We start from the raw sequence: 26,120 nt of genomic DNA, 5'->3' as shown, positions 1-26,120 counted from the left end.
CTTCTTTGTCAGAGACCGAGCCCACGCTTGCGGGCAAAACTCCAGTCGACGCTTCCGTCATCGCGAACGACACCGCAGACATGCCGGCCGAGTTGCCTTTCGAGCGAGGGCGTCCACGGCACGAGCTGAAAGCTGAGGCTGTCGTCGAGCATCGCGAAGCGGCCTGAGGCGAGCGTGATCCGCCGACGGTACATTCCGGCAGCAAAGTCGCCGCTGGCGGCGTGGCTGAATGGCAGTCCGGTCTCGGCCGCGAGCTTCCCACCAAGCACGTCAAGTTCCCGGCGGCGCAGCGTATCGATCAGATTGCTGGTGAATACGACCCGCCTGCCTTGCCGCTCGGCGAGTCCCTGTTCGACCAGGTGATCAGAGCGGGCCCTCATGGCCTCGCGTGCTACGGCGCCGAAGCCGCCGTCGGACAAAGAGACTGGCTCTCGCGCGATATTCTGCCGATCGAGCCAGGTCGCCCCCAATGCCATGACCTGCTCATCCACACCAAGATCGGAGCAGACGGCGAGCACAACACGACGTTGGCCTCTTGCGTCATCGAACTTGTATAGTTCGACAATCGAGCCCGGCGGGCTGTCGCCTGCTGCCTCCAGGTCGCCAAGTTTGATGTGGTGTGTGCGTCCGTCGATGCCGTCGACCACGGCATATGCAGTGCCACTCAACGCGTTATCGAGCCCGCGATCGACCAGTCGGCCGACAACGGGTGTGTCGAGGCTTTCGGCGGCGAGCACGTAGCTTGCTGGGCTGCGCTCGATGCCGCGCTCGGTGAGCGCGTGGTGCAACCGCTTGATAATGTCGCCACGCTCACCGAGTTCACGCAGCGTTGTTTCGGCCTTCTCGTCAATCACCCACTGGCTTGGCGCAACCTGATCGGCAAGACCAAACGCTTCGAGCCTGCGCAAACGGCCGAGCTTCAGCGTGTCATACTCATCCGGCCGCTTATGCGCAGATGGGGCGAGATCTATGACGCCGGTGTCGCGGGCATCGCGAACCAACTGGCGATCGAGTTGTGTCCAGCGCTCCGCCGCAATCTGGCTTTCGAGCGAGCGGCGGATGTCGAGATCGGTACGCAGCCCCAACTCTTGGGTAATCAGATCGCGCGCCCGATCGCGCATCCCTTCCTTGATGTAATTGCGTGCGATGACCAGGTCCTGGCCGTCGTCCCGAACGCCGCGCACGATCAGATGAACATGTGGATGCTCGGTGTTCCAGTGATCGGCCGCGATCCAATCGAGGCGCGTGTCGAGGTCCTTTTCCATCTGCCGGATCAGATCGCAGGTGAAGGATTTGAGGTCCATCATATCGAGGGCGTCGTCCGGCGAGACGATGAAGCGGAAATGGTGCCGATCGTCCTCGGCGCGCGTGGCGAAGGCCGCGCCATCGGAATTCTGCGCCTGCGGTCCGAACAACCTTGCCTTCTCCCCGTCTCGGGTCACGCCTTCGCGATGCAGATAGCTGAGATGCCTGGCAAGTGGCGTTGCGCGTACGCAACGACGGACAACGCGCGCCTTGACGACTGCGCCGCGCGATCGCGAGGTGATCAGGCGATTGGCCTGGATGCTGGCGCGCTGACCGTGGCCAAAGCGGGAGCGGTTGCCGGGTATGACTCGTCCCGAGCGCGAGATGCCACCGCCGGCTTTTCTTGCCGCGGCCAGCGCCTGGGCGATGAAGGGCCGTGCCTGCTGGGCTCTAGTCGAGCGAATGCGCCCGGGGCGAATGCGAAACTCGCGCTCATCGGCCATGGCGCTGTCCCGCAATGTGGCCAGGAGTGCCCAAACACAAGGGTTTGGGCCATTGGCGCAAATTGCGCCGAGCGGCCACAATGTGCGCAGTGGCCCCGAATGCCAGACAAACGCTGCCGTTCGACCACGGCGCAATGTGCGCCCTTTTATCCTGCCATCCCTCGGTCGTGGCGCCTGTGCCTGCCCGCTCCGCTCGCCACGGCACGCTTGAGTACGAAATGATGCAAACGGTGCCCGGACGTCTCATGGGGTGGACCTCGCACTCGCTTTGGGCACGAACAGGCCAGTTGGCGGCGGTGCTGCCCTAAGCGGTCCGTCCTTTGTCTTAGACATTGAGACGTCACCTGGTGAACGCCCCGGTTGCATCATATGGTAGGCCGGGCTGCCGTTCGGCCACGCGGCAAAGAGCGCCGTGTGCTTCCAGCCAAACGGCGACAAAGTTGCCGGGCTGATGGCTTTCGTTGTGCCGTCGTTGCCAATGGCCGCCGCAACGGTGGCGACATAGGCGCGCGTCTCCGCTGGCAGCCGCCGCCCTTGCAACGATGCTTCGTAGCGTCCAGGGCCCGCATTGTAGGCGGCAATCCAGGCGGGCGATCCGTAGCGATCAAGCAGCTCGCGAATATAGGCCGAGCCGGCAATGATGTTGTCGCGCGGATCGTAAGGATCGCCGCCAAGGCGATAGCGGGCGCGCAGATCGGACCAGGTCTCGGGCATGATCTGCATAAGGCCCATGGCGCCCTTGCGCGACGTGGCACGCAGGTCGCCGGCACTCTCGGCGCCAAGGACGGCGCGGATCCAGGCGGGCGGAAGCCGGAAGCGCCTCGCCGCTTCCGCGATGTGGGCTTCGTAATGATTGCGCGCCGACGGCGTCACGACTGTCGGGCTCTGCGCCAGTACGACCGCAGGCACAAAGCATGTGATTGAAAGGCCGCAGACCAATGCCAGAGCCGACCATGGAGCGGGGCGAGGCGTGGCTGGCGACCCCGATTGGTTCTTCGACCGACGGCGCGCCGACATCGGTCAGTCCTTCTCGGCGTGGTCGCGCGGACGCGACCACTGCAAGGACCAGGACGTCTTGTCTTCACCGTTCTGGAACAGATTGCAGCGGATCGGTTGCGCGAAGGTCGGGTCGTTTATTTGCAGCGACACGAACTCGCCCGCCTTTTCGCCGGAGCGTTTCCAGCCGGCGCCAATCGTCGGGCCGTCCACGACGCCAGCATGTACCAGATAGTCGGGCGCGTTTCCCGCATCGCGCACTTCGGCCGCGACGATCGTAACGTCGAGGTCAAGGCTGAGCGTGCGCGTGTGCCCCGAATACCCGGCTTCATTGCGCGTGAATTCTCCAATCTGTGGCACGCCCAATCTCCTGTGGCTGATGGTCCGTGGTGAAGAAAGGCGGCACCAAGAGGCTGCCCGGGGGCGCTCACCGCCTTGGCGAACGCCATTGAAAGCGACCGTCGCTTTGCTCGTCGGTCCACAGCGGAACCGCGCGGCCAATGATGTGATCGGTGGTCACGAAGCCGAAGTAGCGACCGTCGAGGCTGTCTCGGACCTGACGGTTCATCAGGAAGACAGCGCCTGGCGGGATGCGTTGGCAGCCCTGCCAGCTCGGCAGGTCACGCCCGCTTCGATCGCGCACAAGTGCTGTGCCGACTTCAGTGCCATCGACTGAAACGTTGAGATTGTTCCGACAGACGGTTTGACCCGAAATGGCGAGGATGTGCTTATGTACTCGCCGAACAGAGCAAAGCAGATTGAGTTTGTCACGCAGCACCTTAAGGAAGGAGGCATCTTCGTTTTCGTCGAAAAATTCCGGGCCGTTGACGAAAACGACTACGCGCGCCGGGAATGGCAGAAGGATTTCGGTTTCAAGGCTCGATATTTTCCACGAGAGGAGATCGAGAAAAAGAAGACCGATGTTCTCAAGACGATGTTCAACAACGAGGTGACGCTGGAAGAGATGTTCCACGCAACGGGCACGCACTTCAACCACTGCGTGATGACGTGGAATAGCGGAAATTTCTGCAGTCTTGCTGCGAGCAATAATAGAGAAAATCTCAACCTGTACATTTCGCAGATGGCAGCCCCTGCCATTCCAAATGAGTATGTTTACGAGGCCAGCTTATATCAGGCCAACACAGATTATGCTCCCACCTTGCAACAAAAGTGATGCTCAAGCGGTGCCCCTCCAGACCGACTGAGCAATGCGGCAAATGCACACTCATTGTCGCGATGCGTGCGGAGCACCCCGAACACGTTTCGCCGAGACAGATATGATCGTGACGACATCCGCAGAGCGCCCTCATGACAAAAACGGCAACGCCCTTCGGTTGCTGGCCTGCGCCTTGGCGGCAGCGGATTGCGGCAGTCTGCGGCAGGCTGCAACGGCGCTGAGAGTCCGTGAATCCAGCGTAAGTCGCAGCGTCGTTAAACTCGAACAGCTTTTGGAGATGCAACTGTTCGAGCGCGACGTTCGCGGCGTCCGTTTGACCGAGGCAGGCCGAGCCTGGACCGACGTCGCTCGGATACATTACGAAGGTTTGCAGGCAGTTTTTCGGGACGCCCGCAACAGTCGGGACGCAAAGACACTCAGGATTGGCCTGTGCGCTGTGGGCGGTGGACAATTCCTGAAGCGCCTCATCGATCGCTTCCGCAAATCATATCCAAATGTCAGTTTGGCCATTGAGGATATTTTGCGTGAACAATGCCTGACAGCCGTATGCCGTCGGCGCTTCGACATCATCTTTGCGCCTGGGTTCGGCGAAGTCACCTCTTGCCGCGCCGAGATGTTCTGGCAGGAGCGTATCTTTGTTCTCGTACCCGCTGGTCATTCCCTTGCCGAAAAGCGAGTGGTCACGTGGGCAGATCTTGCTGGGATGCAACTGCTCGCGCCGGTCGGAACCAGCGGACCGCTGCTGGATTTGCCTACCCTGGAAGGCATCGTTACCGACGGGTGCCGCCCAACTGTCAACATGTGCCAAGGTGGCCAAGCGAGTGTCATCTTCAATGTGCAACTAGGTCAAGGCGTTACGCTAGCCGGTGAGAGCTTCGCGCGAAATGTCGCCTTTGATGCAACGGTATGGAAACCTATTGATGGCCGTAACGGTCTCTGTTCAATCAAAGCTTTCTGGCTTGAAACGAATCCGAAACGTGCCGTTTTGCGGCTGATTGGCCTTGCCAGAAAGATGGCGAATACGATTCCGGGTCCAGCACACTCACAAAGCGCAAGCTGTTAGGTAGCCATGTCCCGATCACTTCCGCGGCTGGGATTTTCCGAGCAGGGCCGGATCGGCCAGGTACACGGCAACCTGCCATTCGACGTCGGATCCCGCAACGAGCGGAAATGCGCATTCTTGGCCCCCAAATTCTCGATGACCTCGACTATATGGCTGACGGATCGCGCCAGACGATCAAGTTGCGCGACGACGAGCGTGTCGGCGGCGCCTATCTTGCGGAGCAGCTTGGAGAGGGCAAGTCGGAGCCGTGCTTCTGGATAATTGTCTCGCAGCCGGCCGAACGCAGTTCCGTCTCCTGTGTTGCGGTCGCCCGTTCGTCAGTAGAACGCGTGCATAGCCGATCCGCTGGACTAACGGGGTTGAAAATTGACCTTTCATGTAATACCTATTTGGAGTACGGTATTACCAAGGAGCAGACATGACCACCACCGTCACAGCCAAGGGACAGGTGACCATCCCGAAGCCGGTTCGTGATCTTCTCGGCATCGTTCCCGGGAGCAAGGTCGATTTCCGTCGCGCTGCCGATGGCAGCGTGGTGCTTGCGCGCGCCGACAAGAAGCAGCCCGCGAGCCGCTTCGCCAGATTGCGTGGCCATGCCGGCAAGGGGCTCGATACCGACGCGATCATGGCGCTCACTCGTGGCGAATCGTGACGCTTGTCGATACCAACGTCCTCCTCGATCTTGTCACCGATGATCCGAAGTGGGCGGATTGGTCACTTTATCAGCTTGAAGCAGCGAGCCTTGATGGCCCCTTGCTCATCAATGACGCGGTTTATGCTGAGCTTGCTGTTCGCTATGAACGCATCGAGCATCTCGAGGCGTTTGTCGATGGGGCTGGGCTCGAAATGACTTCCATGCCGCGGGCCGCCCTGTTTCTGGCGGGAAAGGTCTTTACACACTATCGGCGGGCCGGTGGATCAAGGACCGGCGTGCTACCTGACTTCTTCATTGGTGCGCATGCGGCTGTCGCCCAGCTGCCGCTGCTGACGCGCGATGTGAGGCGCTACCGGACGTACTTTCCGTCATTGAAACTGATTGCGCCGAATGTGTGAGTCGCCGCAGATCGCATCTCCTCCAGAGGAGGCCGTAAGAAACAGTTTCATGCACCCTCTGAAGCTTTTCGCCAACGAGCCCAGCCGCACTTGGAACATTGTCTAATCTAAGGCGATTGTCGCAGGACGATGGATCAGGCAAGGCGGTGAGGGTCAGCAGGACGAAGCACTGGGCAATCGGCCAGAAGTGGAGCTGCACGATAGGCTTTCTCGCATTGACGCGAAGTCAGTGTAGTGATCGAGCCAAGCTGCTTAGTCTATAGTGGCTATCAGTGCCAGGCATTGATGCTCATTCCGATCTCGCGTTGGCCGGTATCTTTTTGCGTGGATCGGAAGGTTTTGAATCGAGAATTCGCACGAGAGGCTTCCGTTCCATCGACTCAGCTCCGTCGGAGCCTCAAGTTTGCTTCGTGAAGGTTCCGCTCATGGCAGCAGCTCCTTCGTCGGCCCGACCAAGAGCGATGGCAATTTCATGATTGAGAGCAAGGACGGCAGGGAACTAACCGGCGGCTCCTATGAGCCGTTCAACTTGGAGATCCGCGAGGCCGCCGACGCGCAATAAGCGATGTGTCCCCGGCGAGAACACAGAAGCAGGACTTCAACCTGCGACCCCCATCGTCCCGATGGGGGCAGCCGGCAAAGCCCGGCATTTCTTGTCATGCCTGGCGGCTTCTGTTCAGCTTTGTTTCCAACTTGACCGTGGAGGTTTCTGTGGCGAGTGGCGGGAGCGTTCGCCTTCTGTCCATGCCGCCATTCTCACGACGTTTTTAGGCAGGTTTCGCGAGCGAGACTTGGAGACGATCGCCCGGATGGCATCTGCCTGAAAATCGGGGTGATGGTGGCCATAGGTCTCAATCAGCATCTCGACCGTCATCCCGAGAAAGCCGGCGGCCGCCCAGGGATCGGAACCCTGTTGCATCAGCCAGGTCGCAGCTGTGTGGCGGAAGACATGCGGCGTGATGTCGGTGCGGAACACGCGCCGATTGCCACCTTCAGGTGTTGCCAAATCGTCATACCAGCCGAGCCCGGCCGCCTCGACCACCGAGCGGAAAGCCTTCTTGATCGATTGGACGGGCTTGCCGTTCCACTCCACGACGTAGTCGTGGGCGATCATGCGGCCGATGCTTGCGCTTTTGCCGCGTCTCCTGGTCTTGATCTCCAGCGGCGTGAGCGCCCATCGCCGCAGATGGGCAAGCAAGCGATCGGGCAGGCGCATCGGCGGCTGGCGTTTCTTCGTCTCGAGGCGACCAACTGCACGACGATAGAAAATGCCGCGTTCGAGATCGACATGGCCCGCTCCGTCGGTCGGTCGGATGGCGGCGCCGCAGATCGCGGCCGAACGAGTGCCGGTATATAGAGCAACCAGGATGAAGCGCGCGACGTGGCGTCCCGTGCGACGGTCGCTGGGCTGCCCTTTCCAGGACTGGCGCATGCGCCAAGCAGCGCGAAGCAATGCTGCGGCCTCATCACGTGTAAGCCAGCGGTCCCTAGGCGCGGACTTCGGTGGCAGCAAGATCGGCGGCGACAAGGTCACATAGCCTTCTCGATGATAGTGGTTCAGCGCTGCTCGCAAGTCCTCCAGCTGCCGCCTGGCGGCGGCACCATCGCCGTGCGCTTTGCCATAGTCACGGCAGATCTTACCGTCGACGTCGCCAATCATCATGTCGCCGAACCAGTTCAGCACCGCGGCCATACGAGAAGCGGTTTCTTTCGGCTTGGCGTGGCCGCACGCGACGTCTGCCAGGTAGACGCTGACGGCGTCAGCTATCGGGACGGTGGCCGGATCACGGCCGCGCCCGCGGACCGGCCGGTACTTTTCGATGATGTATTGAGCGAGCCGTTTGTCAGCGCGTTCGCGGTCGCCAGTGCTACCGCAAGCGCTGATGAAGGTTGCGCCATCGCGGATGAACCAGCCCGCCCGGCTTCGCAAGGCTCCGTCCTGCTTTCTACTTTCATCGCGCCAGACAAGGCGTGCCCCTTTCGACGTCCTCGACATCGTTTCCTCTTGCCGTGAGTTCCAATTAGGATTTTAGTGAAAGCGAATAGGTGCCTTGTTCAGTAGAAATATACCTAATAACATAGATACTTACCAGAATAACTCAATAGGTAGAGCTGGATTTTATTTGGAAAAGATATACTTTTTGAGTTGAATACGAAGTCGAATAACACAGTGGGTCGAACGAGATTTTTGGCGGAAAATATTCGGAAGAGGGAGGACGGGGGGAACGGCTGGCCAGCGGCTTCTCAAGACCAAGCTGAAGCTGCAGAACCTGAGCTATGCCGATCTGGCTGATAGCTGGCCGCAATCGGGGCCGAGGAGAAGGACATCAGCAACAAGCTTTCACGCGGCCGCCGTATTCTTCGTCCAGCGCCTCAAGGCGATAGAGCCATAAAGAGGGTTCGACATATTTTGCGAGAAAAATCGCGCCTGCGCCACTTCCACGCCGCGACGCTGAAGAAGAGGTCGCGCACCACTAGCACCCTTCCGATCCGGTTCTGCCTCAGGCTTAGGGGCTGGCGGGTAGGCAACCGCCGCAAAGGCGCTGGCCACTTACGCGCCTACGCCAGGCGAAAAAACGTCGTGGCTGCCGTTTTGTTTCAGCAGCTGGTTTAGGGGCCGGCGGGGCAGTTGGTCGCGGTGACCGCGTGTGTGATGCCATCGGACGATTCCCCCGATTGTTGCGTGGCCGAAGAAGGCAGGAGCAGAAAAACGCCCGCCAAAATCGGCGGGCCTTGTCGCGAACGCCGGATCGATCGTGCTGATCGGCTTGGCTGTTTTTTCCATCTGACCTTCGAAATCCAGGAGCTTGCGAACCGCAAGATAGGTCTGGCCGTCGAACTGGTTGGGCTGCAGGGCCTCAATCGGGAAATGTCGGGGGCCGGCTTTGGTCTTAAGTTTCCCCGGCGGCAGTGGTTGTCCCACTCATACCGTTTGGGTCCTGTCCGCAGACCGGGCGCCTGACTGCTTGTCTATTTCTGTGGGGATATCTGTGGGGTAGCGAAGTACGGTGTTGCTAACCCATTGTTTTTTCTGGTCGGAGTGGCAGGATTTGAACCTGCGACCCCATCGTCCCGAACGATGTGCGCTACCAGACTGCGCTACACTCCGTGACCAGACGGCGGGCTTATAGCCGCCACTTTCCGATCCTGCAAGCGCCAATGGCTGCACTAGTGTCGCATTTTTTCGGCTTTAGCCAGGGCGCCTCGGAAGGCGCCGGATCGAGTTCGAGCCGCAACCCTCAGTGGGAGGTCCGGCCGAGGGTGCTCCAATCGAATTCGCTCGCCCAGTCGGCAAAGCTGTGCCAGCGTACCTCCGGGAATTCCCTGTGCAAGGCGGCTATGTCGACATCGTAGCCGACACGGTCGAACCACTCGAACATGAGCGCCGCATCCTCGCTCTGCTGGCGGGCCACGGCGATCGGGATTTCCTGATAGCTGATCGGGCGGCCGATGGCCTTCGACAGGATTTTCGCTTGCTCTTCGCCGGTCAATTCGTCGCCGGCGAAATCGAGGCGCTTGCCGAACACGCGCTCGCGCCGCTCGACGAGCGCGGCGACGAAAGCGCCGATGTCCGAAAGCGCAATCAACTGAAGCACGCGCTTCGGGGGCATCGCGAAGGCCTGCGTGCCTTGGCTGAGCGCGCCGATCGACCAGGGCGCGACGATATTCTCCATGAAGGCGACCGGGGCGCTGATCGTGTAGGGGATGCCAAGCCGCTCGATATGTTGCTCGACGCGATATTTGCTGTCGAAATGCGGGATGCCGGTCCTCTTGTCGGCATCGGCAACCGACGAATAGATGAGGTGCCCGACGCCGGCAGCCTTCGCCGCATCGGCCGCAATGATTCCCTGGCGCGTTTCCTCCTCGAAGCCGGCTTCGTAGCTGTTGCCCATCAGGAACATGGTGTCGATACCGCTTGAGGCCTTCGCGATTGCGGCCGCGTCGGAGAGATCGCCGGCCACGACCTCGGCGCCCGTCGACGCCAATTGCCGCGCGCCATCACTGTCGGGCCGACGCGTCAGCGCCTTGACCCGATGCCCCTTCGAAAGCAGTGCGCGCACGACGGCACCGCCTTGCTGGCCGGTGGCGCCCGTCACCAGAACGTTCAACTTGCTGGTCATTGCTTCTGCTCCTTTGGTTTGGTGGAGCAAAGTTAGGGACTCCTCGATTGATGCATAATGACCTATAATTGGAAAACTTTGTCCCAATTTGAGATATAATGCTTGATCTTAACGACATCGCTGTGTTCGCACGCGTCGTGGAAGCCGGCAGTTTCACTGCCGCAGCGCGGCTCCTCGCCATGCCCAAGACAACTGTCAGCCGCCGCATTGCCGCGCTCGAGCGCGAGGTCGGGGTTCGCCTGCTGCAGCGAACGACACGCAGCCTCAGCCTGACGGACGCCGGCCGTCAATATTACGAGCAAAGCAGCCTGGCTCTGCGCGCGCTTGAAGAAGCAAATTCGCGCCTCTCGGAAGCACGCGCGGAACCCTCGGGCACGATCCGCATTTCAGCGCCCGTTGGCTTCGGGGCCTACTTCCTCAATGGGGCCGTTGTCGATTTTCTGGCGATGTACCCGAAAACCAAGGTCGAGCTTCGGCTGACCGATGACAGGCTCAATCTGGTCGAGGACGGAATCGATCTCGCCTTCCGCACCGGGGTGCTTCAGGATTCGACACTGATCGCCCGCAAGCTCGGCTCAACCCACAGGCTGTTCTGCGCCAGCCCGGAGTATATAGCGCGCCGAGGAGCGCCGGAGCGGCCGGCCGATCTCGCCGGGCACGATTGCGTCATCGCAGGCTCGTCGGCTGCCGGCATCAACTGGGTGCTTGATGGTCCAAACGGCCATGAAACGGTCACGGTTGCCGGGCGTTTTGCCGCCAATGAAATGCAGTCTGTCGTTGCGGCCACGCTCGCTGGATTCGGCATCGCCCAATTGCCTCACGGCATGGCCGAGGCGTTCATCGATGAGGGGCGGCTGCGACGCGTTCTTCAGGGCTACACGACGCCTGCCGGCGGCCTCCATGTCCTCTATCCGAGCAGCCGGCATCTTTCGCCCCTGGTCAAGGCCTTCATCGATTTGGCGGCAGGGCAGATTTCGAACCGGGCAAACACCGCTTAAGGCATGTGTGCTACCCAATTGAGTTCCAACCCTTGAGCGAGGCCCGAATGAGCCAGCGCATCGTCAGTTTCGTCATGAGCGGCGGCGTCGGCTCGCGGCTCTGGCCGCTATCGCGCGAGGACAATCCCAAACAGTTCCACGATTTTTCCGGCGACGGCTCGATGCTGGCCAAGACGTTGCGCCGGCTGGCATCCAGGCCGGAGGGTGAGACACCGATCTTCCTGATCGCTTCCGAGCGCCATGCCGAACGCGTTCATGCCGATCTTGCCGGCCTCGATCTCGCTGGCGGCGGCCCGCTGTTCGAGCCGACCGGGCGCAACACGGCGGCCGCGGTCGCTCTGGCCAGCCTGTGCACGCTCTCCGAATATGGCGACGAGCTGGTGCTCGTGGTGCCCTCCGATCACGAGATCGCCACCGCGCGCCAGTTCTGGCAGAGCATCGAGGCGGGCGCTGCCGCGGCCAGCGCCGGACGCCTGGTGGTGTTTGGCATCAAGCCGACACAGCCCGAGACCGGCTATGGCTATATCGAGGTCGCGGCCGAGCGGGACGGTGTGTTCGACGTCTCGCGCTTTGTCGAGAAGCCCGATCCCGCCACTGCACAGACCTATTTCGACGCCGGCAGTTTCTACTGGAACACCGGCATCTTCCTGTTTCGCGCCGGCGCCATGCGCGACGCCTTCGCCGCCTTCGAGCCGAAGATCTGGCAAGCGACGGAAGCCGCCTATCACGCGGCGACCAGCGATCTCTCCGGCCTCTATATGCCGCTGGAGCTCTATTCGGCCATCCCCTCGACCTCGATCGACTACGCCATCATGGAGCGCGCCAACGACATCGCCATGGTGCCGGCCGGCTTCCGCTGGAACGATCTCGGCTCTTGGCAATCGCTGCTCGATGTCGGCCCCTCCGACAGGCAGGGCAACGTCATCCTCGGCGATGTCGTCGCCATCGATTGCGAGAACTCTTATATCCGCGGTGACGGCCGTCTGCTTTCGGCGATCGGCATGAAGGATGTGGCGATCGTCTCCACCGCCGACGCCACTTTCGTCGCGCCAGTCAGCCACAGCCAGCACGTCAAGAAGATCGTCGAGCAGCTGGAGAAATCCGGCCGCCTGGAGACCAGGTTCACGCCGGCGCCTGACCGGGTGATCGAGAGCGGCGCCTGGCGGCGGCGGGTGCATCATTGGCTGTTCGACGAGACGCTGCCGCTGTGGTCGACATCAGGCGTTGACGAGCATTATGGCGGCTTTCACGAGGCGCTGGGCTTCGACGCCTCACCGCTGATGAAGCCCAAGCGCATGCGCACGCAGGCCCGCCAGGTCTATGCCTTCGCGGTCGCCAAGGAGCGTGGCTGGACCGGCCCGGCCGACCGGCTGATCGCGCATGGCATCGACTTCATGGCGGGCCGGGGCCGCACCGACAGAGGCGGCTGGGTGCGCACGCTCAATGTCGATGGCTCCGTCGCCGATTCTGTGGAGGACGCCTACGATCATTCCTGCGTGCTGCTGGCGCTGGCGCACGCCCATATATCCGGCCATCCCGATGCTTTGCGGCTAGGGGAGGAAACCTTTGCGTTCCTCGATGCCCATCTCGAGGACAGCCGCATGACCGGCTTCCTCGAAACGTCCGACGGCGCGGGCGAGCGGCGCTCCAACCCGCACATGCACCTGCTCGAGGCGTTCCTCGCCTGGCATCAGGCGACCGGCGAGCGCGCCTATCTGCGCCGCGCTTCGCGCATCATCGATCTCTTCCGCAGCCACTTCTTCGACGCCGACAGCTGGACGCTGGGCGAATATTTCGACGATAGCTGGAAGCCGGTGGCGGGTGAGAAGGGCACCTGGACCGAGCCCGGCCATCATTTCGAATGGGCCTCCCTGCTCATCGATTTTGCCGCCCGCAGCGGCCAGACCGACCTCAATGGCTTTGCCCGCAAACTATATGCCTCCGCCGTCGCCAATGGCCTCAACCGCGCCACGGGCCTTTCCTACGGCGCCGTCTCGCGCCAGGGCCTGCCGCTCGACCTGGTCTCGCGCAGCTGGCCGCAGGCTGAAGCGGTGAAGGCGGCGATCGCGCTCGACGGTTCGGGCGGGCCCGACCTCAAGCCCGAGATCGAGGCGCGCGTCGGCCGGCTGTTCCGCTGGCACATCGACCCGGCGCCGCTTGGCCTCTGGATTGACCGCATTGACGAGCGCGGCCGCTCGCTGGCAACCGACGTGCCCGCCAGCATCTTCTACCATCTGGTCTATGCGCTGACGCAGTATCTGGACGGGACGGTGGGGGAGGGGTGAGGTCGTTGATACCGCCGATCTCCCCCGCAAGGGGGGAGATCAGCTGTCGCATCGGCCGGCGATATTTGGCTTCGAGTCGGTCAAGGACTTCCGACGCTGGAATGCTGGCGCCGCTCTCCACGCCCTTGCGGATTTCCTCGCGCAGCGCGCCAACTTTTGCCCGTCGCGGTTCCTTGCGTTCTTCCAGTTGGGTCATCTTTTCACCCTCCAGCTTTGCGCCCTCAATACGGGCTCGCCACGTCCCCCGTCTCGACATAGACCGCCTTCAGCTGCGAATAGTGCCCCAACGCCGCCAGCGAATTCTCGCGGCCGATGCCGGACTGCTTGACGCCGCCGAAGGGCATTTCCACCGGCGTTAGATTGTAGGCGTTGACCCAGCAGGTGCCGGCCTGCAGCTCGGCGATGACCCGATGCGCGCGCGGCAGGTCGCGTGTGAACACGCCTGCGGCCAGGCCGAATTCTGTATCGTTGGCGCGCTCGATCACCTCGTCTTCGCTGTCGAATTTCAAGACGCTCATCACCGGCCCGAAAATCTCCTCGCGTGCGATGCGCATACCGTCGGTCACGCCGGTGAACACCGTCGGCTCGATGAAGAAGCCGCCCTCGAAGCCTTGCAGCGAGGGCACGTTGCCGCCGCTGGCGAGCGTCGCCCCTTCCTGCTTGCCGGCCGCGATATAGGAAACGACCTTGTCCTGCTGCGCCTTGTTGACCAGCGGCCCCATCTGCGTTTCCGGATCGAGCGGATCGCCGATGCGGATTTTCTTCGTCCGCTCGACCAGCCGCTCGACGAAACGGTCATGCAGGCCTTCTTGAACGAAGACGCGCGTGCCGTTGGAGCAGATCTGGCCGGTCGAGTAGAAATTGCCGAGCATGGCGCCGCCGATGGCGTTTTCGAGGTCTGCGTCGTCGAACACGATCAGCGGCGACTTGCCGCCGAGCTCCATCGTCGCGTGCTTCATCTTGGAGCCGGCAAGCGACAGCACCTTGCGGCCGGTCGGCACCGAACCGGTGACCGAGACCTTGGCCACGACATCATGGCCGACAAGGCCGGCGCCGACGTCGCCGTAACCCTGCACCACGTTGAACAGCCCGTCGGGCAGGCCCGCCTCGCTGTAGATCTCCGCCAGCGCCAGCGCCGAAAGCGGCGTGTTCTCCGAAGGCTTGAACACCATGGCGTTGCCCATGGCTAAAGCCGGCGCCGATTTCCAGCCGGCGATCTGGATCGGATAGTTCCAGGCGCCGATGCCGACGCACACACCAAGCGGTTCGCGCCGCGTATAGGCGAAGGACCCGCCGAGATCGATCATCTCGCCATTGAAGGCTGCCACCGCGCCGGCGAAATATTCCAGGCAATCGGCGGCCGATGGGGCATCCGCCACCAGCGTCTCCTGGATCGCCTTGCCGGTATCGAGCGTCTCGATGCGGGCGAGGTCGGCATTGCGCGCGCGAAGAATATCGGCGGCGCGGCGCAGGATGCGGCCGCGCTCGACCGGCTTCAGCCGTGCCCAGGCCGGCTGCGCCGCGCGAGCGGCTTCGATCGCGAGCTCCAGCACATTCGGCGTCGCCGAATGCAGCGTGGCGATGGTCTCACCGGTCGCAGGATAGATCACCGGCAAGGGCGCGCCGCCTTCGTCCTCGATGTAGCGGCCGTTGACATAATGCGATGCCGTTGGCTGGGCGCGCATGGCGGTTCTCCAGTTCTCTTCGAGGGCGGAGCGATCCGCCCGGATCATGCGCTATCTGTCGGCCACCTGCCAGCGCGGATTGATCCAGGGTTCCTGGTTGGACGGCGCAAGCGGCGTGCGGCCAAGAATGTGGTCGGACGCCTTCTCGCCGGTCATGATCGACGGCGCGTTGAGATTGCCGTTGGTCACCCGCGGGAAAATCGAGGAGTCGGCGACGCGCAGGCCCTCGATGCCGATGACCCGGCATTCCGGATCGACGACGCTGGTCAGATCGTCGGCGCGGCCCATCCTGCAGGTGCCGCAGGGATGGTAGGCGCTCTCGGCGTGCTCGCGGATGAAGGCGTCGAGCTCGTCGTCGGTCTGTACGTGGCTGCCCGGCGAAATCTCCTTGCCGCGGAAACCGTCGAAAGCCTGCTGGCCAAAAATCTCGCGCGTCAGCCGGATGCAGTGGCGGAACTCGTTCCAATCGTCCGGATGCGACATGTAGTTGAAGCGGATCACCGGCTTGGCCTTCGGGTCGGGCGAGCGCAGGCTGACCGAGCCGCGCGACTTGGAGCGCATCGGCCCGACATGCGCCTGGAAGCCATGCGACTTCGCCGCCTTTTTGCCGTCATAGCGCACCGCAGCCGGGATGAAGTGGTACTGGATATCGGGATAGTCGACGCCGGCCTGCGAACGCACGAAGGCGGCCGCCTCGAAATGGTTGGTCGCGCCGAGGCCGGTCTTGAAGAACAGCCATTGCGCACCGATCATCGCCTTGGAGAACGGGTTGAGCACCGAATTCAACGTGATCGGCTTGGTCGCTTCCTGCTGGATGTAGAGCTCCAGATGGTCCTGCAGATTGCCGCCCACGCCCGGCCGGTCGGCAATCACCTTTATGCCGTTCTCCTGGAGATGCGCGCCCGGGCCGATGCCGGACAGCATCAGGATCTTCGGCGAATTGATCGACGATGCCGCAACGATCACCTCACGTCGCGCCTTAACGACCTGAATCTGTTTGTTAGCTTCGATTTCGACGCCGATGGCGCGTTGATTCTCGATCACCACACGTCGGGCGAAGCCCTTGACCAGACTCACATTCTTTCGCCTGAGCGCTGGCTTCAGATAGGCGTTGGCCGCCGACCAGCGGCGGCCGCCCAAAATGGTCTGCTCCATCGGGCCGAAGCCTTCCTGCTTCGATCCGTTATAGTCGTCGGTCAGCTCGAAACCGGCCTGGCGGCCGGCCTCCATGAAGGCGCCGTAGAGCGGGTTCTTGCGCGTACCGCGCTGCACATGCAGAGGGCCGCTCTTGCCCCGCCAGCCGTCCTCGCCGCCGTCGGAATCCTCCATGCGCTTGAAATAGGGAAGCACGTCTGCAAAACCCCAGCCGACAGCGCCCTGTTCAGCCCAATGGTCGAAGTCGCGCGCATGGCCGCGCACATAGACCATGCCGTTGATCGAGGACGAGCCGCCGATCACCTTGCCGCGCGGCGTGGCGAGCACCCGTCCGCCGAGATGCGGCTCCGGCTCGCTGGCAAAACCCCAGTCGTAAAGGCTCATGTTGAGCGGGATCGACAGCGCCGACGGCATCTGGATCAGCGGTCCGATATCCGTGCCGCCGAACTCGATGACGATCACCGAATGCTTGCCGTCTTCCGACAGCCGGTAGGCCATGGCCGAGCCGGCCGAGCCGGAGCCGATGATGACGAAATCCGCTTCAAGCATTGTTCATATGCGCCCATCGTTCATATGCGAGATGAAATCGGCGAGCGAGACATTGCCGCCGGTTGCCACCACGAGGACGGTTTTGCCCGCCACATCCACCTTGCCGCCCAGCAGTGCCGCCAGCGACGCCGCGCCGGACGGTTCGAGCACCAGCTTCATCCGCTCGAAGGCGATCTTCATTGCCCGCCGCACCGCGGCGTCGTCGACGGTGATGCCACGCACACCCGCCGTGCTCACAGCCGCGAAGGGCGCATCGCCGGGCTTGCGCGCCATCAACCCGTCGCAGATCGATTTCGGTCCGATCGGCATGGTTTCGATCGCGCCATGCGCCAGCGACGAGCCCATGCCGTTGAAGCCTTCAGGTTCGACGGCAATGATTTCCGTATTCGGCGACAGATAGTGGAACGCGAGCGCGACGCCGCCGATCAGCCCGCCGCCGCCGACAGAGCAGAACACGAGGTCGGCATGCGTCTTCTTCGCCGCCAACTGGTCGAGCGCTTCCAACCCTGCACCGGCCTGGCCGGCGACGATCTCGGGGTCGTCGAAGGGATGGAGCAAAGTGAGATGCTCGGTCTCGGCGATCTCGCGCGCCTTGGCGGCGGCCACTTCCTCACGGGCGCGGTCGCCGTGGTCGGTGAGCACGACGCGCGCGCCATAGCCGGCGGTGGCATCGCGCTTGGCGGCCGGCGCATCGATCGGCATGACGATGGTGACTGGAATGCCGAGCGCCTGTCCGGCGGCTGCCAGCCCCTGCGCGAAATTGCCGGAGGAATAAGCGACAACGCCCGTCCTCGCTTCGTCGGGCGACAGCCGCTTCAGCCGCCAATAGGCACCGCGCACCTTGAAGGAGCCCGCCCATTGCAGCGATTCCGGCTTGACGAAGACGCGCGTCGCGCCCGTCTCTTTGGCGAGTGCCGCCGACTCCAGCAGCGGCGTCACCTGCGTGGCCGCAGACGTCACGGCATAGGCCTGTTTCAGATGGTCGAGGGTGGGAACGAGAACGTCTGCCATTATTCGCCTCGCGGATACCTTTTGCTCTCTTCGAGATTGTCGAGGTTCATGTGATTGCGCATGTAGCGCTCCGAGGCCTTCTGCAGCGGCTGGAAATCCCAGGGGTAATAGGCCCCGTTGCGCAAAGCCGGGTAGACGACCCAGCGGCGCGCCTGGCTTTCGCGGACCGCGGCGTCGAAACCGGCCATGTCCCAGCGGGCCCGGACCTTCTCCATGAACGCGGCAACCAACGTAGCATTCGCCGGATCGCCGGCGAGGTTGTCGCGCTCGAGCAGATCGGCCTCTAGATCGAACAGTTGCGGCGCATCGAGCTCGCAATGGACGAACTTGTATTTGCCGTCGCGGATGGCGACCAGCGGCGCATAGGAGCCTTCGGCGGCATATTCCATCAGCACCGGCGCGTTGCGCGCCTTGCCGCCGAGCAGCGGCAGCAGCGACTGGCCGTCGGTCCACGGCGCGATTGCAGCGATGTCGATGCCGGCGAGGTCGCAGAGCGTCGGCGTCACGTCGAGATTGGTGACCGGCGCCTCGACGAGGCCGGCCGGCACGCCCTTGCCGGCGATCATCAGCGGCACGCGCGCCGAACCCTCGAAGAAGCTCATCTTGAACCACAGGCCGCGCTCGCCCAGCATGTCGCCGTGATCCGAGCAGAACAGGATGGTGGTGTCGTCGAGCATGCGGGTGCGCTTGAGGACGTCCAGAAGCTCTCCGAGCTTGTCGTCGACATAGGAAATGTTGGCGAAGTAGCCGCGACGCGAGCGGCGCACCTGCTCGGGTGTGATCTCGAAGGAGGCATAGTCGCTGGCGTGGTAGAGCCGCTGCGAATGCGTATCCTGCTCGTCATACGGAATGAACGGCGTCTCAGGATCGAGTGCCTGGCAGTTTTCGTAGAGATCCCAGTACTGCTTGCGCGCGACATAGGGATCGTGAGGGTGCGAAAGCGAGACGGTAAGGCACCACGGCCGGCGGTCCGCGTCGTCCTGCTCCCGCGAAAGCTGGTAGAGTTTCTGCGCCGCCAGGAACACGACCTCGTCGTCATACTCCATCTGGTTGGTGGTCTCGGCGGCGCCGGCGCCGGTGACCGAACCCAGATTGTGGTACCACCAGTCGATGCGCTCGCCGGGCTTGCGGTAATCCGGCGTCCAGCCGAAATCTGCGGGGTAGATGTCGGTGGTCAGCCGCTCCTCGAAGCCGTGCAACTGGTCCGGACCGACGAAATGCATCTTGCCGGACAGGCAGGTGTAGTAGCCGGCGCCGCGCAGATGATGGGCGAAGGTCGGGATCGACGAGGCGAACTCGGCGGCGTTGTCATAGACCCCGGTGCGTGACGGCAATTGGCCGCTCATGAACGACGCGCGCCCGGGCGCGCACAGCGGCGAGGCGGTGTAGTTGTTGGCAAAGCGCGCCGAGCGAGCGGCGAGCGCCTTCAGATGCGGCACGTGCAGGAAATCCGCAGGGCCGTCGGGGAAGAGCGTGCCGTTGAGCTGATCGACCATGACGATCAGGAAATTGGGCCGTCGGGTCGTCAAGGCAGGCTCCGTCCGCTGAGCTTGGTTTCGAGATAGTCTTCGACGAGCGCGATCGCGCTCTGAGCATTGGGCACGCCGTCCTTCAGCGCGCGCCGGATGTAGAGCCCGTCGATCAGCGCCGCGGTCGCTTCGGCGATGCGGTCGGCCTCCGCCCTCGGCAGGATGCCGGTCAGCCCGCTCATCAGGTTAGAATTGAGCCGTCGCGCATAGACGCGCAGCAGCCGCCGCAAGGCGGAAGACTGCTGCGCCTCGACATAGAAGGCGAGCCATGAGGCTATTGTTTCGGGCTGGAACTGGTCGTCGGAGAAACTGACCGCGACGACGGCCGAGACGCGCTGGCGCGGCGTGGCGGCGAGGCGCAGCGCTCGCCGCGTGTCGGCGTTGAGCTCGGCAAGGATGTGCCGCATCGTCGCGAACAGCAATTCGTCCTTGGCGCCGAAATAGTGGTGCGCGAGCGCCGACGACACGCCGGCGCGCCCGGCGATCTCCGACATGGTGACATCCAGCGAGCCGCGCTCGCCGATCGCCGAGATCGTCGCGTCGATGAGCGCCCTGCGGCGCAGCGGTTCCATTCCGATCTTCGGCATTTGGGAGATCCGGTTCGATGTGAGATTATTTTTTATTGACGGATCAATCAACAAAAAATCGGCGTCGGGATCAACCGATCGTGTCGCTCTGGCCCATCCGTCGGACTGGAAAACGGTTCATTGTTGAACAATATTGAATCTCATGCCGCGACGAAGACGTGCTAGCGTGTGTTGAGGTTCAGGTCAGGCCGCGCCGAGAATGGCGGTTTTCGAGAACCGGAGCGGAGCGTACTTAAGTACGTGAGCACTGGAAGCGCAGGAAATCGCCATTCGCAGGCCGGCATCACCTGAAGATCAACATACGCTAGGCTCGGCGGCAAATGGAGGCTGTTATGACCGCATGCATCGTCGGCTGGGCGCATTCGCGCTTCGGCAAGCTCGAAGGCGAGACGCTGGAGGGCCTGATCACCAAGGTCGCCGCCGAGGCGCTCGACCACGCCGGCATCGGTCCGGACGATGTCGACGAGATCGTGCTTGGCCATTTCAACGCCGGCTTCTCGCCACAGGATTTCACCGCAAGCCTTGTTCTGCAGGCCGATGACCGGCTGCGCTTCAAGCCGGCGACGCGCGTCGAGAACGCCTGCGCCACCGGTTCGGCCGCGGTGAGGCAAGGCATCCGCGCCATCGATGCCAACGCCGCCCGCATCGTGCTGGTAGTCGGCGCCGAGCAGATGACGACCACGCCCGGTCCAGAGATCGGCAAGAACCTGCTCAAGGCCTCCTACCTGCCTGAGGAGGGCGATACGCCGGCCGGCTTTGCCGGCGTCTTCGGCAAGATCGCGCAGGCCTATTTCCAGCGTTATGGCGACCAGTCCGATGCGCTCGCCATGATCGCCGCCAAGAACCACAAAAACGGCGTCGACAATCCTTATGCCCAGATGCGTAAGGATTTCGGCTACGAGTTCTGCCGCCAGGAGAGCGAGAAGAACCCCTTCGTCGCCGGTCCGCTGAAGCGCACTGACTGCTCGCTTGTTTCGGATGGCGCGGCGGCGCTCGTGCTCACCGACACGGCGACGGCGCTGAGGATGCGCCGTGCGGTCACCTTCCGCGCCAACGAGCACGTCCAGGATTTCCTGCCGATGTCGAAGCGCGACATCCTTGCCTTCGAGGGCTGCGAGCGGGCCTGGGAGCAGGCGCTGAAGAAGGCCGGCGTCACCCTCGACGACCTCTCCTTCGTCGAGACGCATGACTGCTTCACCATTGCCGAGCTCATCGAATATGAGGCGATGGGCCTGGCCAAGCCCGGCGAGGGTGCGAAGCTTGCGCTTGATGGCACGACCGCGAAGGACGGCCGCCTGCCGGTCAACCCTTCCGGCGGATTGAAGGCCAAGGGCCATCCGATCGGCGCCACCGGTGTCTCGATGCATGTGCTGACCGCCATGCAGCTGACCGGCGAAGCCGGCGGCATCCAGGTACCGGGCGCAAAACTCGGCGGCATCTTCAACATGGGCGGCGCCGCGGTCGCGAACTACGTTTCCATCCTCGACCGGATCAGGTAGAAGCGGCCCGCATTAAAGCGCCGCGCCCCCTTGGGCGCGTGCATGCGGGAGGCAGCATGTCCAATCCGGTTTTGGTAGAAGTTCTGCGTGGCGCGGTGGTTGAAAGCGCCCATCGCGGCGCGGTTTCTGTCTTCGATGCCGACGGCAAGCCCGTCTGGGAGATCGGCGACACGACCCGACCGGTGTTTCCACGCTCGGCGGTGAAGGCGATCCAGGCGCTGCCGCTGGTCGAATCGGGTGCTGCCGATGCCTATGGCCTCGGTGACCGTGAACTGGCGCTCGCCTGCGCCTCGCATTCGGGCGAGCCGGCGCATGTCGAACTGGCGGCAGCGATGCTGGCGAAAGCCGGCTTGGACAAGTCCGCGCTCGAATGCGGCGCGCACTGGCCATCCAGCCACGATGCGACTATTGCGCTGGCGCGTGGCGGCGGCACGCCGAACGCACTGCACAACAATTGTTCCGGCAAGCATTCTGGATTCCTCTGCACCTGCGTTCACTCGGGCATCGAGCATCGCGGCTACGTCAAGGCTGGCCATGCGCTGCAGGACATGGTGCGCGACGTCATGCAATCCGTCACCGGCGCCGCGCACGATGTCGACCATTGCGGCACGGATGGTTGCTCGATCCCCACCTATGCCGTGCCGCTGAAGAACTTCGCGCTCGGCTTTGCCCGGATGGCGACGGGCAGGGGCTTTTCGCCCGAACGCGCCAAGTCCGCGAAGCGGCTGCTCTCGGCCTGCATGGCCGAGCCGTTCCTGGTGGCCGGCACCGGTAAGGCGGATCTCGCGCTCATGCATGCCGCTCCCGGTCGCATCTTCGTCAAGACGGGTGCCGAAGGCGTCTATTGCGCGGCATTGCCCGAGCTCGCCCTCGGCATCGCGCTGAAATGCGATGACGGCGCCGGCAGAGGAGCCGAGACGATGATCGCGGCGGTGCTGGCAAAACTGCTGCGCAGCGACGAAGCGCTCGCGGCGAAGCTTACCCAACTCGCCCATCCGCCGGTCGAAAGCCGTATCGGCGCCAAGGTCGGCACACTGCGGCCGACGGCGGCGCTCAGCTAGCGCGGACAATGCGACACGCATATGCTGCTTCCCGGGCGAGCCAGGACAGTTACCCCTTCTGAGCCATCTTCAGCGACAGCACCAAAGTCATCGGATTTTTTGGAGAAGCCTGGAAGCCATACCGCTCATAAAACGCTTTGGCTTCGTCCGATATGGCGTGAACCAAGAGACCACGAATGCCGAGAATGGCTGCCGCTTGACCGGTCCGCAGCACCGCGTCCTGCAACAAAGCGACGCCCAGGCCCTTTCCCTGCCAGCTTGCATCGACAGCCAAGCGGCCAAGTACGGCCATGGGCACGGGATCGGGCATATTACGCCGGATCGAACCGGGCGCATCCGCCAGGTCAAGTCCGCCCGATGAAAGGCAATAGTAACCGACAACGCGCGCGCTTTCTGCAATCACATAGGTTCTGGACGCCCCGCTGACTTGATTGGCGCGCGCCCGCCGTCGAAGCCATTGATTCAGGCTGTCGGTCCCGCTTTGAAAAAGGTCGAGTTCGTGACGATCGGCAAGAAGGGCTGGTGCCGATAGCATCAGTCCCGCCAAGGCTTAGGCGCATTCATCAGGCGGGCAAATCCCTCGCCGCTCGGTGGCCGATCGAGGATATCGAGATAATGCTGATAGCTTTCGGCATCGACCTTGACGAGCGTTTGGTCGAGCAGCGTGTCTTCGGCTGCACGATAAGCGGCGTCGATCATGAAGTCGGAGCGGGTCTTGCCGCGTATCTTCGCGGCGCGGTCGATCAGGATGCGGACATCCTCGCGGATGCGCAGATTGACGGGCTTGGCGTGGGTATCCTGGTTTTTCGTGGCCATGCGGTGAATCCTTCCGCTATCGACATAGCATATTTGCATACACAATGTGTATCTAAATCTAAGATGCCAATTTGCGGCTAGGGAGGCAGGAAGGATTGCAATCGACTACGCCGAATCCGTGATTGTTGACAGACGAGGCCGCCGCCAAAAGTCCAGGCAGGCATTTTCGAGGCTGTGGTCTAGCTGACCTTGTTGCGCTCGACAGTGAGATGCGCGTAGCCCGTATCGGCAGATCGGGCGAGGTCGCCGGTCACCGGGTCGGCCCAGCGCTGGCCGATGATGGCGCCGTTCTGTGCGCCGTCGATGACATTGTCAGAGATGACGGCACTGCCGGAGCCTTCGACGACGCTGACGACGATGCCGGTGCCTGCCTTGCGGATGACGTTTCCCGTCGCCACGACATTGCGCAGATAAGGTCCCCAGCCGAGCTGCATGCCGTAGAGCGGCGCGTTCTCGACCACATTGCCCGAAACCGTGGTGTCGGCCTCGGCGCTGATGCCGACGCCGAAGCCTGGCGGGTCGGCGGTATAAGGGCCGACCGTCGACAGGTTGCGCACGATGTTGTTCGAGCACACGGCCATGCGGCCGCCTTCGTTGAAATTGACGATCGAAATGCCGTTGGCGGCGCCGTCGACCAGATTGTTGCTGAGGATCGCGCCTTCGAAGGAGAATTCCGAGTAAATCCCCGTCTCGCCGGAGCGCGCGCAGGTGTTGCCGGTGATCTGCAGGTTGCTGGAGCTGTTGGCGCGGATCGCCGTGAAGGCGCAATCCGAGACGACGTTGCCCGAAATGATGACATTGCCGGCGCGAAAGGCGTTGATGCCGTTGCCGTTCTGGCCGGTGCCGCCGCTCCTCGCGCCGATGCGTTGCACGCGGTTGCCGCTGACGATGGTGCCGTCCTCCGCAGCCTGCCAGCGATGCACCAGAATGCCGCCATTGGCGCAGTCGGATACCGTGTTGCCCGAAATCTCCAGTCCGCCGGCCTCGACCGAATAGATGCCGGCGTCCGCCGCGCCCGAAATATCGGAGCGGCCGACGCGGCCGGCGACATGCTCCAGCGCCATCCCGTTCTTGCCGCTGCCGGTGACCTGGCAATTGTCGATGGCGAGATGGGCGACGCGGCGCAGATCGAGCAATCCTTGCGTATAGTCGGCCAGCCAGCGGTTGCTGCCGTCGAGCACCAGTCCGCTGAGCTCGATATGTTCGGCCTGCTCGGCCATCATAAGATGGCCGTTGCCGCCATAGACGATGCGGGTTGCTCCGGGCACGCCCGACAGGCGCACCCGCGCCGGCAGCTTCAGGTTGGAGACGAGATAGGTGCCGGGCGGCAGGAACACCGGCGCGTCGCGGTCGCTGGCTTCAGCGAGCATCTTGGCGAAGGCCTTGCTCTGATCGTCCAGCGAGCCGGGTTGCACGCCGATTTCGATGGCGTTGATTGAGCCGCGCATCGCGGCCTTCTCGATGCCGGGCAGCATTTTCGCCGATGCCTTGCCGGCAAAGAGCCCGGCAACGGCGAGGCCTGCGGTCTGGGCAAGCAGCGTTCGTCTGTTCAACATCGGCACAGGTCCTGGCGTTTCGCCCGGTTCGTCGCAGGAATCGTGCCAAGGCATGCTCGCAGGCAAATCGCTTGTGCAGCAGCCTCACCAAGCCTAAGGTCGTTGAATGAGCAGAGCTTTCACGCGCGAAGAAGACAGCGAAAACGCCATCGCCGGAGTCGGCGAACGGCCGATCAGTTCGCACCGCAATCTGGTGACGGAGCGGGGCCTGGCGATCATCGAGGAGAACCTCGCCGAGCTGCGCGACCTGATGGCCAAAGCCGAAAGGCGCGGCGATCGCGAGCGCCTTGCGGTCGTGTCGCGCGACCTGCGCTACTGGACCGCGCGGCGCGAGAGCGCCGAGCTTTCCGTGCCGGAGCCGGGCAGCGACGTTGTCCGCTTTGGCATGGGCGTCACGCTGGAAGGCGACGACGGCAAGAAAGTGCATTGGCGCATCGTCGGCGAGGACGAGGCGAATCCGTCAAAAGGCAGTATCTCCCATGTCTCGCCGATGGCCGTGGCCTTGTTCGGCAAGAAGGTCGGCGAGGTCGTTGCCGTCAACGGCAAGGAATGGGAGATCGTCAAGCTCTCGGACAAGGTCGAGAATTAGTTCCTCAATACAGAAGTTTTGACCGGTTGGCTGGTGTGCGTTGGCAGATCCCATGCCTTGGCGATTGGCCGAGACGCCTATCGCGATCGTCATCCACGGGCGGAGCAAGGAGCGAAGCGACGCGCGCAGACCCGAGGATCCATGCCGTGACTTGGAAGCGCCGCGGCGGTCCAGAATTCTGCACCGTTGCACACTTCGGTCCAGGTAACGGCATGGATTCTAGGGTCTGCGCGCGTCGCTACGCTCCTTGCTCCGCCCTAGAATGACGAGTTTCGGGAGCCTTCAGCTCATCGCCAGCGTTTGCGCTGACTTATCCCGAACGGAGGTTGATAGCCTTGCCCGACAAGCCTGCAATCTTTCAAAATCACTGTGTTGAGGAACTAGCTGTTATCCAACGTTGAAAGCTTCCGCAGTGCAGCTTCGTATTTGTCCATGACATCGCGAGCGGCGTTCATTTGCCGCTTGTAGTTGTCGTGGCGGACTGGCCTTAGAATGAGGCCGTCGTCGGTCTCGATGATCTGCAGCTCATCGCCAACTTGAAGGTCCAAGCTGTCAAGCATTTCGCGTGGCAGCAGCAAGGCCCCCGATCCGTCCTCAAGCCTGTGGATGGTTGTCTTGAACATTATCTCGCTGTGGTTGTAT

At 62.7% G+C, this 26,120-nt stretch carries 26 protein-coding genes, 1 tRNA gene and 1 pseudogene; 10 read left to right on the top strand and 18 right to left on the bottom strand.

Annotated elements, in window-relative coordinates:
• Positions 1-8: 8 nt before the first annotated feature.
• The 4 genes from ABID26_RS03105 to ABID26_RS03090 all read right to left on the bottom strand — a co-directional run bounded on the left by ABID26_RS03105 (position 9) and on the right by ABID26_RS03090 (position 3,522).
• Positions 9-1,748 (bottom strand): relaxase/mobilization nuclease domain-containing protein, encoded by a 1,740-nt coding sequence (locus ABID26_RS03105; RefSeq protein WP_354413725.1) that lies wholly within the window; start codon positions 1,746-1,748, stop codon positions 9-11.
• Positions 1,749-1,991: 243 nt separating this feature from the next.
• Positions 1,992-2,657 (bottom strand): lytic transglycosylase domain-containing protein, encoded by a 666-nt coding sequence (locus tag ABID26_RS03100; protein ID WP_245460047.1) that lies wholly within the window; start codon positions 2,655-2,657, stop codon positions 1,992-1,994.
• A 111-nt stretch (positions 2,658-2,768) separates the two neighbouring features.
• A complete protein-coding gene (locus tag ABID26_RS03095; protein WP_126101369.1) occupies positions 2,769-3,104 on the bottom strand; it encodes a DUF736 domain-containing protein in 336 nt (111 codons plus the stop codon).
• 67 nt (positions 3,105-3,171) lie between these two features.
• Positions 3,172-3,522 carry a S26 family signal peptidase gene (locus ABID26_RS03090; protein ID WP_354414224.1) on the bottom strand — a complete coding sequence of 117 codons (351 nt, stop codon included), beginning with the start codon at positions 3,520-3,522 and terminating at the stop codon, positions 3,172-3,174.
• Between ABID26_RS03090 and ABID26_RS03085 the strand changes: the two genes are divergently transcribed.
• Positions 3,475-3,918 (top strand): hypothetical protein, encoded by a 444-nt coding sequence (locus ABID26_RS03085; protein ID WP_354414252.1) that lies wholly within the window; start codon positions 3,475-3,477, stop codon positions 3,916-3,918. The two genes, ABID26_RS03090 and ABID26_RS03085, sit on opposite strands and share 48 nt — an antisense overlap.
• Positions 3,919-4,021: 103 nt before the next feature.
• Positions 4,022-4,984: a LysR family transcriptional regulator gene (locus tag ABID26_RS03080; protein WP_354413722.1), complete on the top strand. Its 963-nt coding sequence runs from the start codon at positions 4,022-4,024 to the stop codon at positions 4,982-4,984.
• Between the two features lie 86 nt (positions 4,985-5,070).
• Here the strand turns inward: ABID26_RS03080 and ABID26_RS03075 are convergent.
• Positions 5,071-5,362: pseudogene (locus ABID26_RS03075) on the bottom strand (recombinase family protein); the annotation flags it as partial.
• Between the two features lie 40 nt (positions 5,363-5,402).
• Here ABID26_RS03075 and ABID26_RS03070 point away from each other — a divergent pair.
• From ABID26_RS03070 to ABID26_RS03060, 3 genes are all read left to right on the top strand, one after another.
• The gene (locus tag ABID26_RS03070) at positions 5,403-5,636 is read left to right on the top strand and encodes an AbrB/MazE/SpoVT family DNA-binding domain-containing protein (RefSeq protein ID WP_292298106.1); all 234 of its coding nucleotides are present in this window, start codon (positions 5,403-5,405) and stop codon (positions 5,634-5,636) included.
• Positions 5,633-6,037, top strand: a complete 405-nt coding sequence (locus ABID26_RS03065) for a type II toxin-antitoxin system VapC family toxin (RefSeq protein WP_128257527.1) — start codon at positions 5,633-5,635, stop codon at positions 6,035-6,037. Before ABID26_RS03070 ends, ABID26_RS03065 begins: the two co-directional genes overlap by 4 nt.
• 403 nt (positions 6,038-6,440) lie before the next feature.
• Positions 6,441-6,599, top strand: a complete 159-nt coding sequence (locus ABID26_RS03060; RefSeq protein ID WP_189521305.1) for a hypothetical protein — start codon at positions 6,441-6,443, stop codon at positions 6,597-6,599.
• A gap of 114 nt (positions 6,600-6,713) precedes the next feature.
• On the opposite strand, the gene ABID26_RS03055 is transcribed toward ABID26_RS03060, so the two are convergent.
• The 4 genes from ABID26_RS03055 to ABID26_RS03040 all read right to left on the bottom strand — a co-directional run bounded on the left by ABID26_RS03055 (position 6,714) and on the right by ABID26_RS03040 (position 10,158).
• Positions 6,714-8,033, bottom strand: a complete 1,320-nt coding sequence (locus ABID26_RS03055) for a tyrosine-type recombinase/integrase (RefSeq protein ID WP_292339331.1) — start codon at positions 8,031-8,033, stop codon at positions 6,714-6,716.
• A 555-nt stretch (positions 8,034-8,588) separates the two neighbouring features.
• The gene (locus ABID26_RS03050; RefSeq protein WP_292369538.1) at positions 8,589-8,960 is read right to left on the bottom strand and encodes a hypothetical protein; all 372 of its coding nucleotides are present in this window, start codon (positions 8,958-8,960) and stop codon (positions 8,589-8,591) included.
• A gap of 109 nt (positions 8,961-9,069) precedes the next feature.
• A tRNA-Pro gene (locus ABID26_RS03045) sits at positions 9,070-9,146 on the bottom strand.
• Positions 9,147-9,276: 130 nt separating this feature from the next.
• Positions 9,277-10,158 carry an NmrA/HSCARG family protein gene (locus ABID26_RS03040; protein ID WP_126101330.1) on the bottom strand — a complete coding sequence of 294 codons (882 nt, stop codon included), beginning with the start codon at positions 10,156-10,158 and terminating at the stop codon, positions 9,277-9,279.
• A 98-nt stretch (positions 10,159-10,256) separates the two neighbouring features.
• Here ABID26_RS03040 and ABID26_RS03035 point away from each other — a divergent pair, with 98 nt between their 5' ends.
• Both ABID26_RS03035 and ABID26_RS03030 read left to right on the top strand, forming a co-directional pair.
• On the top strand, positions 10,257-11,156 hold the full coding sequence (locus tag ABID26_RS03035; protein ID WP_292298110.1) for a LysR family transcriptional regulator: 900 nt from the start codon (positions 10,257-10,259) through the stop codon (positions 11,154-11,156).
• 47 nt (positions 11,157-11,203) lie between these two features.
• Entirely contained in the window at positions 11,204-13,441 is a 2,238-nt protein-coding gene (locus tag ABID26_RS03030; RefSeq protein ID WP_292343267.1) for an AGE family epimerase/isomerase, read from the top strand.
• A 221-nt stretch (positions 13,442-13,662) separates the two neighbouring features.
• Here the strand turns inward: ABID26_RS03030 and betB are convergent, their stop codons facing one another.
• Genes betB through betI form a run of 5 tightly spaced genes read right to left on the bottom strand, consistent with a single transcriptional unit; the run spans position 13,663 to position 19,957 of the window.
• A complete protein-coding gene (gene betB, locus ABID26_RS03025) occupies positions 13,663-15,126 on the bottom strand; it encodes a betaine-aldehyde dehydrogenase (protein ID WP_292298112.1) in 1,464 nt (487 codons plus the stop codon).
• A 51-nt stretch (positions 15,127-15,177) separates the two neighbouring features.
• On the bottom strand, positions 15,178-16,830 hold the full coding sequence (gene betA / locus ABID26_RS03020; RefSeq protein ID WP_126101326.1) for a choline dehydrogenase: 1,653 nt from the start codon (positions 16,828-16,830) through the stop codon (positions 15,178-15,180).
• Between the two features lie 3 nt (positions 16,831-16,833).
• On the bottom strand, positions 16,834-17,841 hold the full coding sequence (locus tag ABID26_RS03015; protein WP_292298113.1) for a threonine/serine dehydratase: 1,008 nt from the start codon (positions 17,839-17,841) through the stop codon (positions 16,834-16,836).
• The gene (betC, locus tag ABID26_RS03010) at positions 17,841-19,370 is read right to left on the bottom strand and encodes a choline-sulfatase (protein ID WP_292298114.1); all 1,530 of its coding nucleotides are present in this window, start codon (positions 19,368-19,370) and stop codon (positions 17,841-17,843) included. Before betC ends, ABID26_RS03015 begins: the two co-directional genes overlap by 1 nt.
• A complete protein-coding gene (gene betI, locus ABID26_RS03005) occupies positions 19,367-19,957 on the bottom strand; it encodes a transcriptional regulator BetI (RefSeq protein ID WP_292298115.1) in 591 nt (196 codons plus the stop codon). Before betI ends, betC begins: the two co-directional genes overlap by 4 nt.
• 332 nt (positions 19,958-20,289) lie before the next feature.
• Here betI and ABID26_RS03000 point away from each other — a divergent pair, with 332 nt between their 5' ends.
• Together ABID26_RS03000 and ABID26_RS02995 are read left to right on the top strand one after the other, a co-directional pair.
• Positions 20,290-21,456 carry an acetyl-CoA acetyltransferase gene (locus ABID26_RS03000; RefSeq protein WP_292298116.1) on the top strand — a complete coding sequence of 389 codons (1,167 nt, stop codon included), beginning with the start codon at positions 20,290-20,292 and terminating at the stop codon, positions 21,454-21,456.
• A gap of 56 nt (positions 21,457-21,512) precedes the next feature.
• A complete protein-coding gene (locus ABID26_RS02995) occupies positions 21,513-22,517 on the top strand; it encodes an asparaginase (protein ID WP_292298117.1) in 1,005 nt (334 codons plus the stop codon).
• 49 nt (positions 22,518-22,566) lie between these two features.
• Here ABID26_RS02995 and ABID26_RS02990 read toward each other — a convergent pair whose 3' ends face one another.
• The 3 genes from ABID26_RS02990 to ABID26_RS02980 all read right to left on the bottom strand — a co-directional run bounded on the left by ABID26_RS02990 (position 22,567) and on the right by ABID26_RS02980 (position 24,889).
• The gene (locus ABID26_RS02990) at positions 22,567-23,052 is read right to left on the bottom strand and encodes a GNAT family N-acetyltransferase (RefSeq protein ID WP_292298118.1); all 486 of its coding nucleotides are present in this window, start codon (positions 23,050-23,052) and stop codon (positions 22,567-22,569) included.
• The gene (locus ABID26_RS02985) at positions 23,052-23,333 is read right to left on the bottom strand and encodes a type II toxin-antitoxin system TacA family antitoxin (RefSeq protein WP_126101320.1); all 282 of its coding nucleotides are present in this window, start codon (positions 23,331-23,333) and stop codon (positions 23,052-23,054) included. Before ABID26_RS02985 ends, ABID26_RS02990 begins: the two co-directional genes overlap by 1 nt.
• A 179-nt stretch (positions 23,334-23,512) precedes the next feature.
• Positions 23,513-24,889 (bottom strand): TIGR03808 family TAT-translocated repetitive protein, encoded by a 1,377-nt coding sequence (locus tag ABID26_RS02980; RefSeq protein ID WP_292298119.1) that lies wholly within the window; start codon positions 24,887-24,889, stop codon positions 23,513-23,515.
• A gap of 106 nt (positions 24,890-24,995) precedes the next feature.
• Here ABID26_RS02980 and greA point away from each other — a divergent pair, with 106 nt between their 5' ends.
• Positions 24,996-25,478 carry a transcription elongation factor GreA gene (gene greA, locus ABID26_RS02975; protein WP_126101318.1) on the top strand — a complete coding sequence of 161 codons (483 nt, stop codon included), beginning with the start codon at positions 24,996-24,998 and terminating at the stop codon, positions 25,476-25,478.
• Positions 25,479-25,858: 380 nt separating this feature from the next.
• Here the strand turns inward: greA and ABID26_RS02970 are convergent, their stop codons facing one another.
• Entirely contained in the window at positions 25,859-26,101 is a 243-nt protein-coding gene (locus ABID26_RS02970; RefSeq protein WP_354413711.1) for an AbrB/MazE/SpoVT family DNA-binding domain-containing protein, read from the bottom strand.
• Positions 26,102-26,120: the final 19 nt, after the last annotated feature.

The organism is Mesorhizobium shonense, from assembly GCF_040545255.1.
In the GTDB taxonomy this organism is placed as follows: domain Bacteria; phylum Pseudomonadota; class Alphaproteobacteria; order Rhizobiales; family Rhizobiaceae; genus Mesorhizobium; species Mesorhizobium shonense.
The sequence above is the reverse complement of the archived record's forward strand: the minus strand, read 5'-3'. Positions and strand labels throughout refer to the sequence as shown.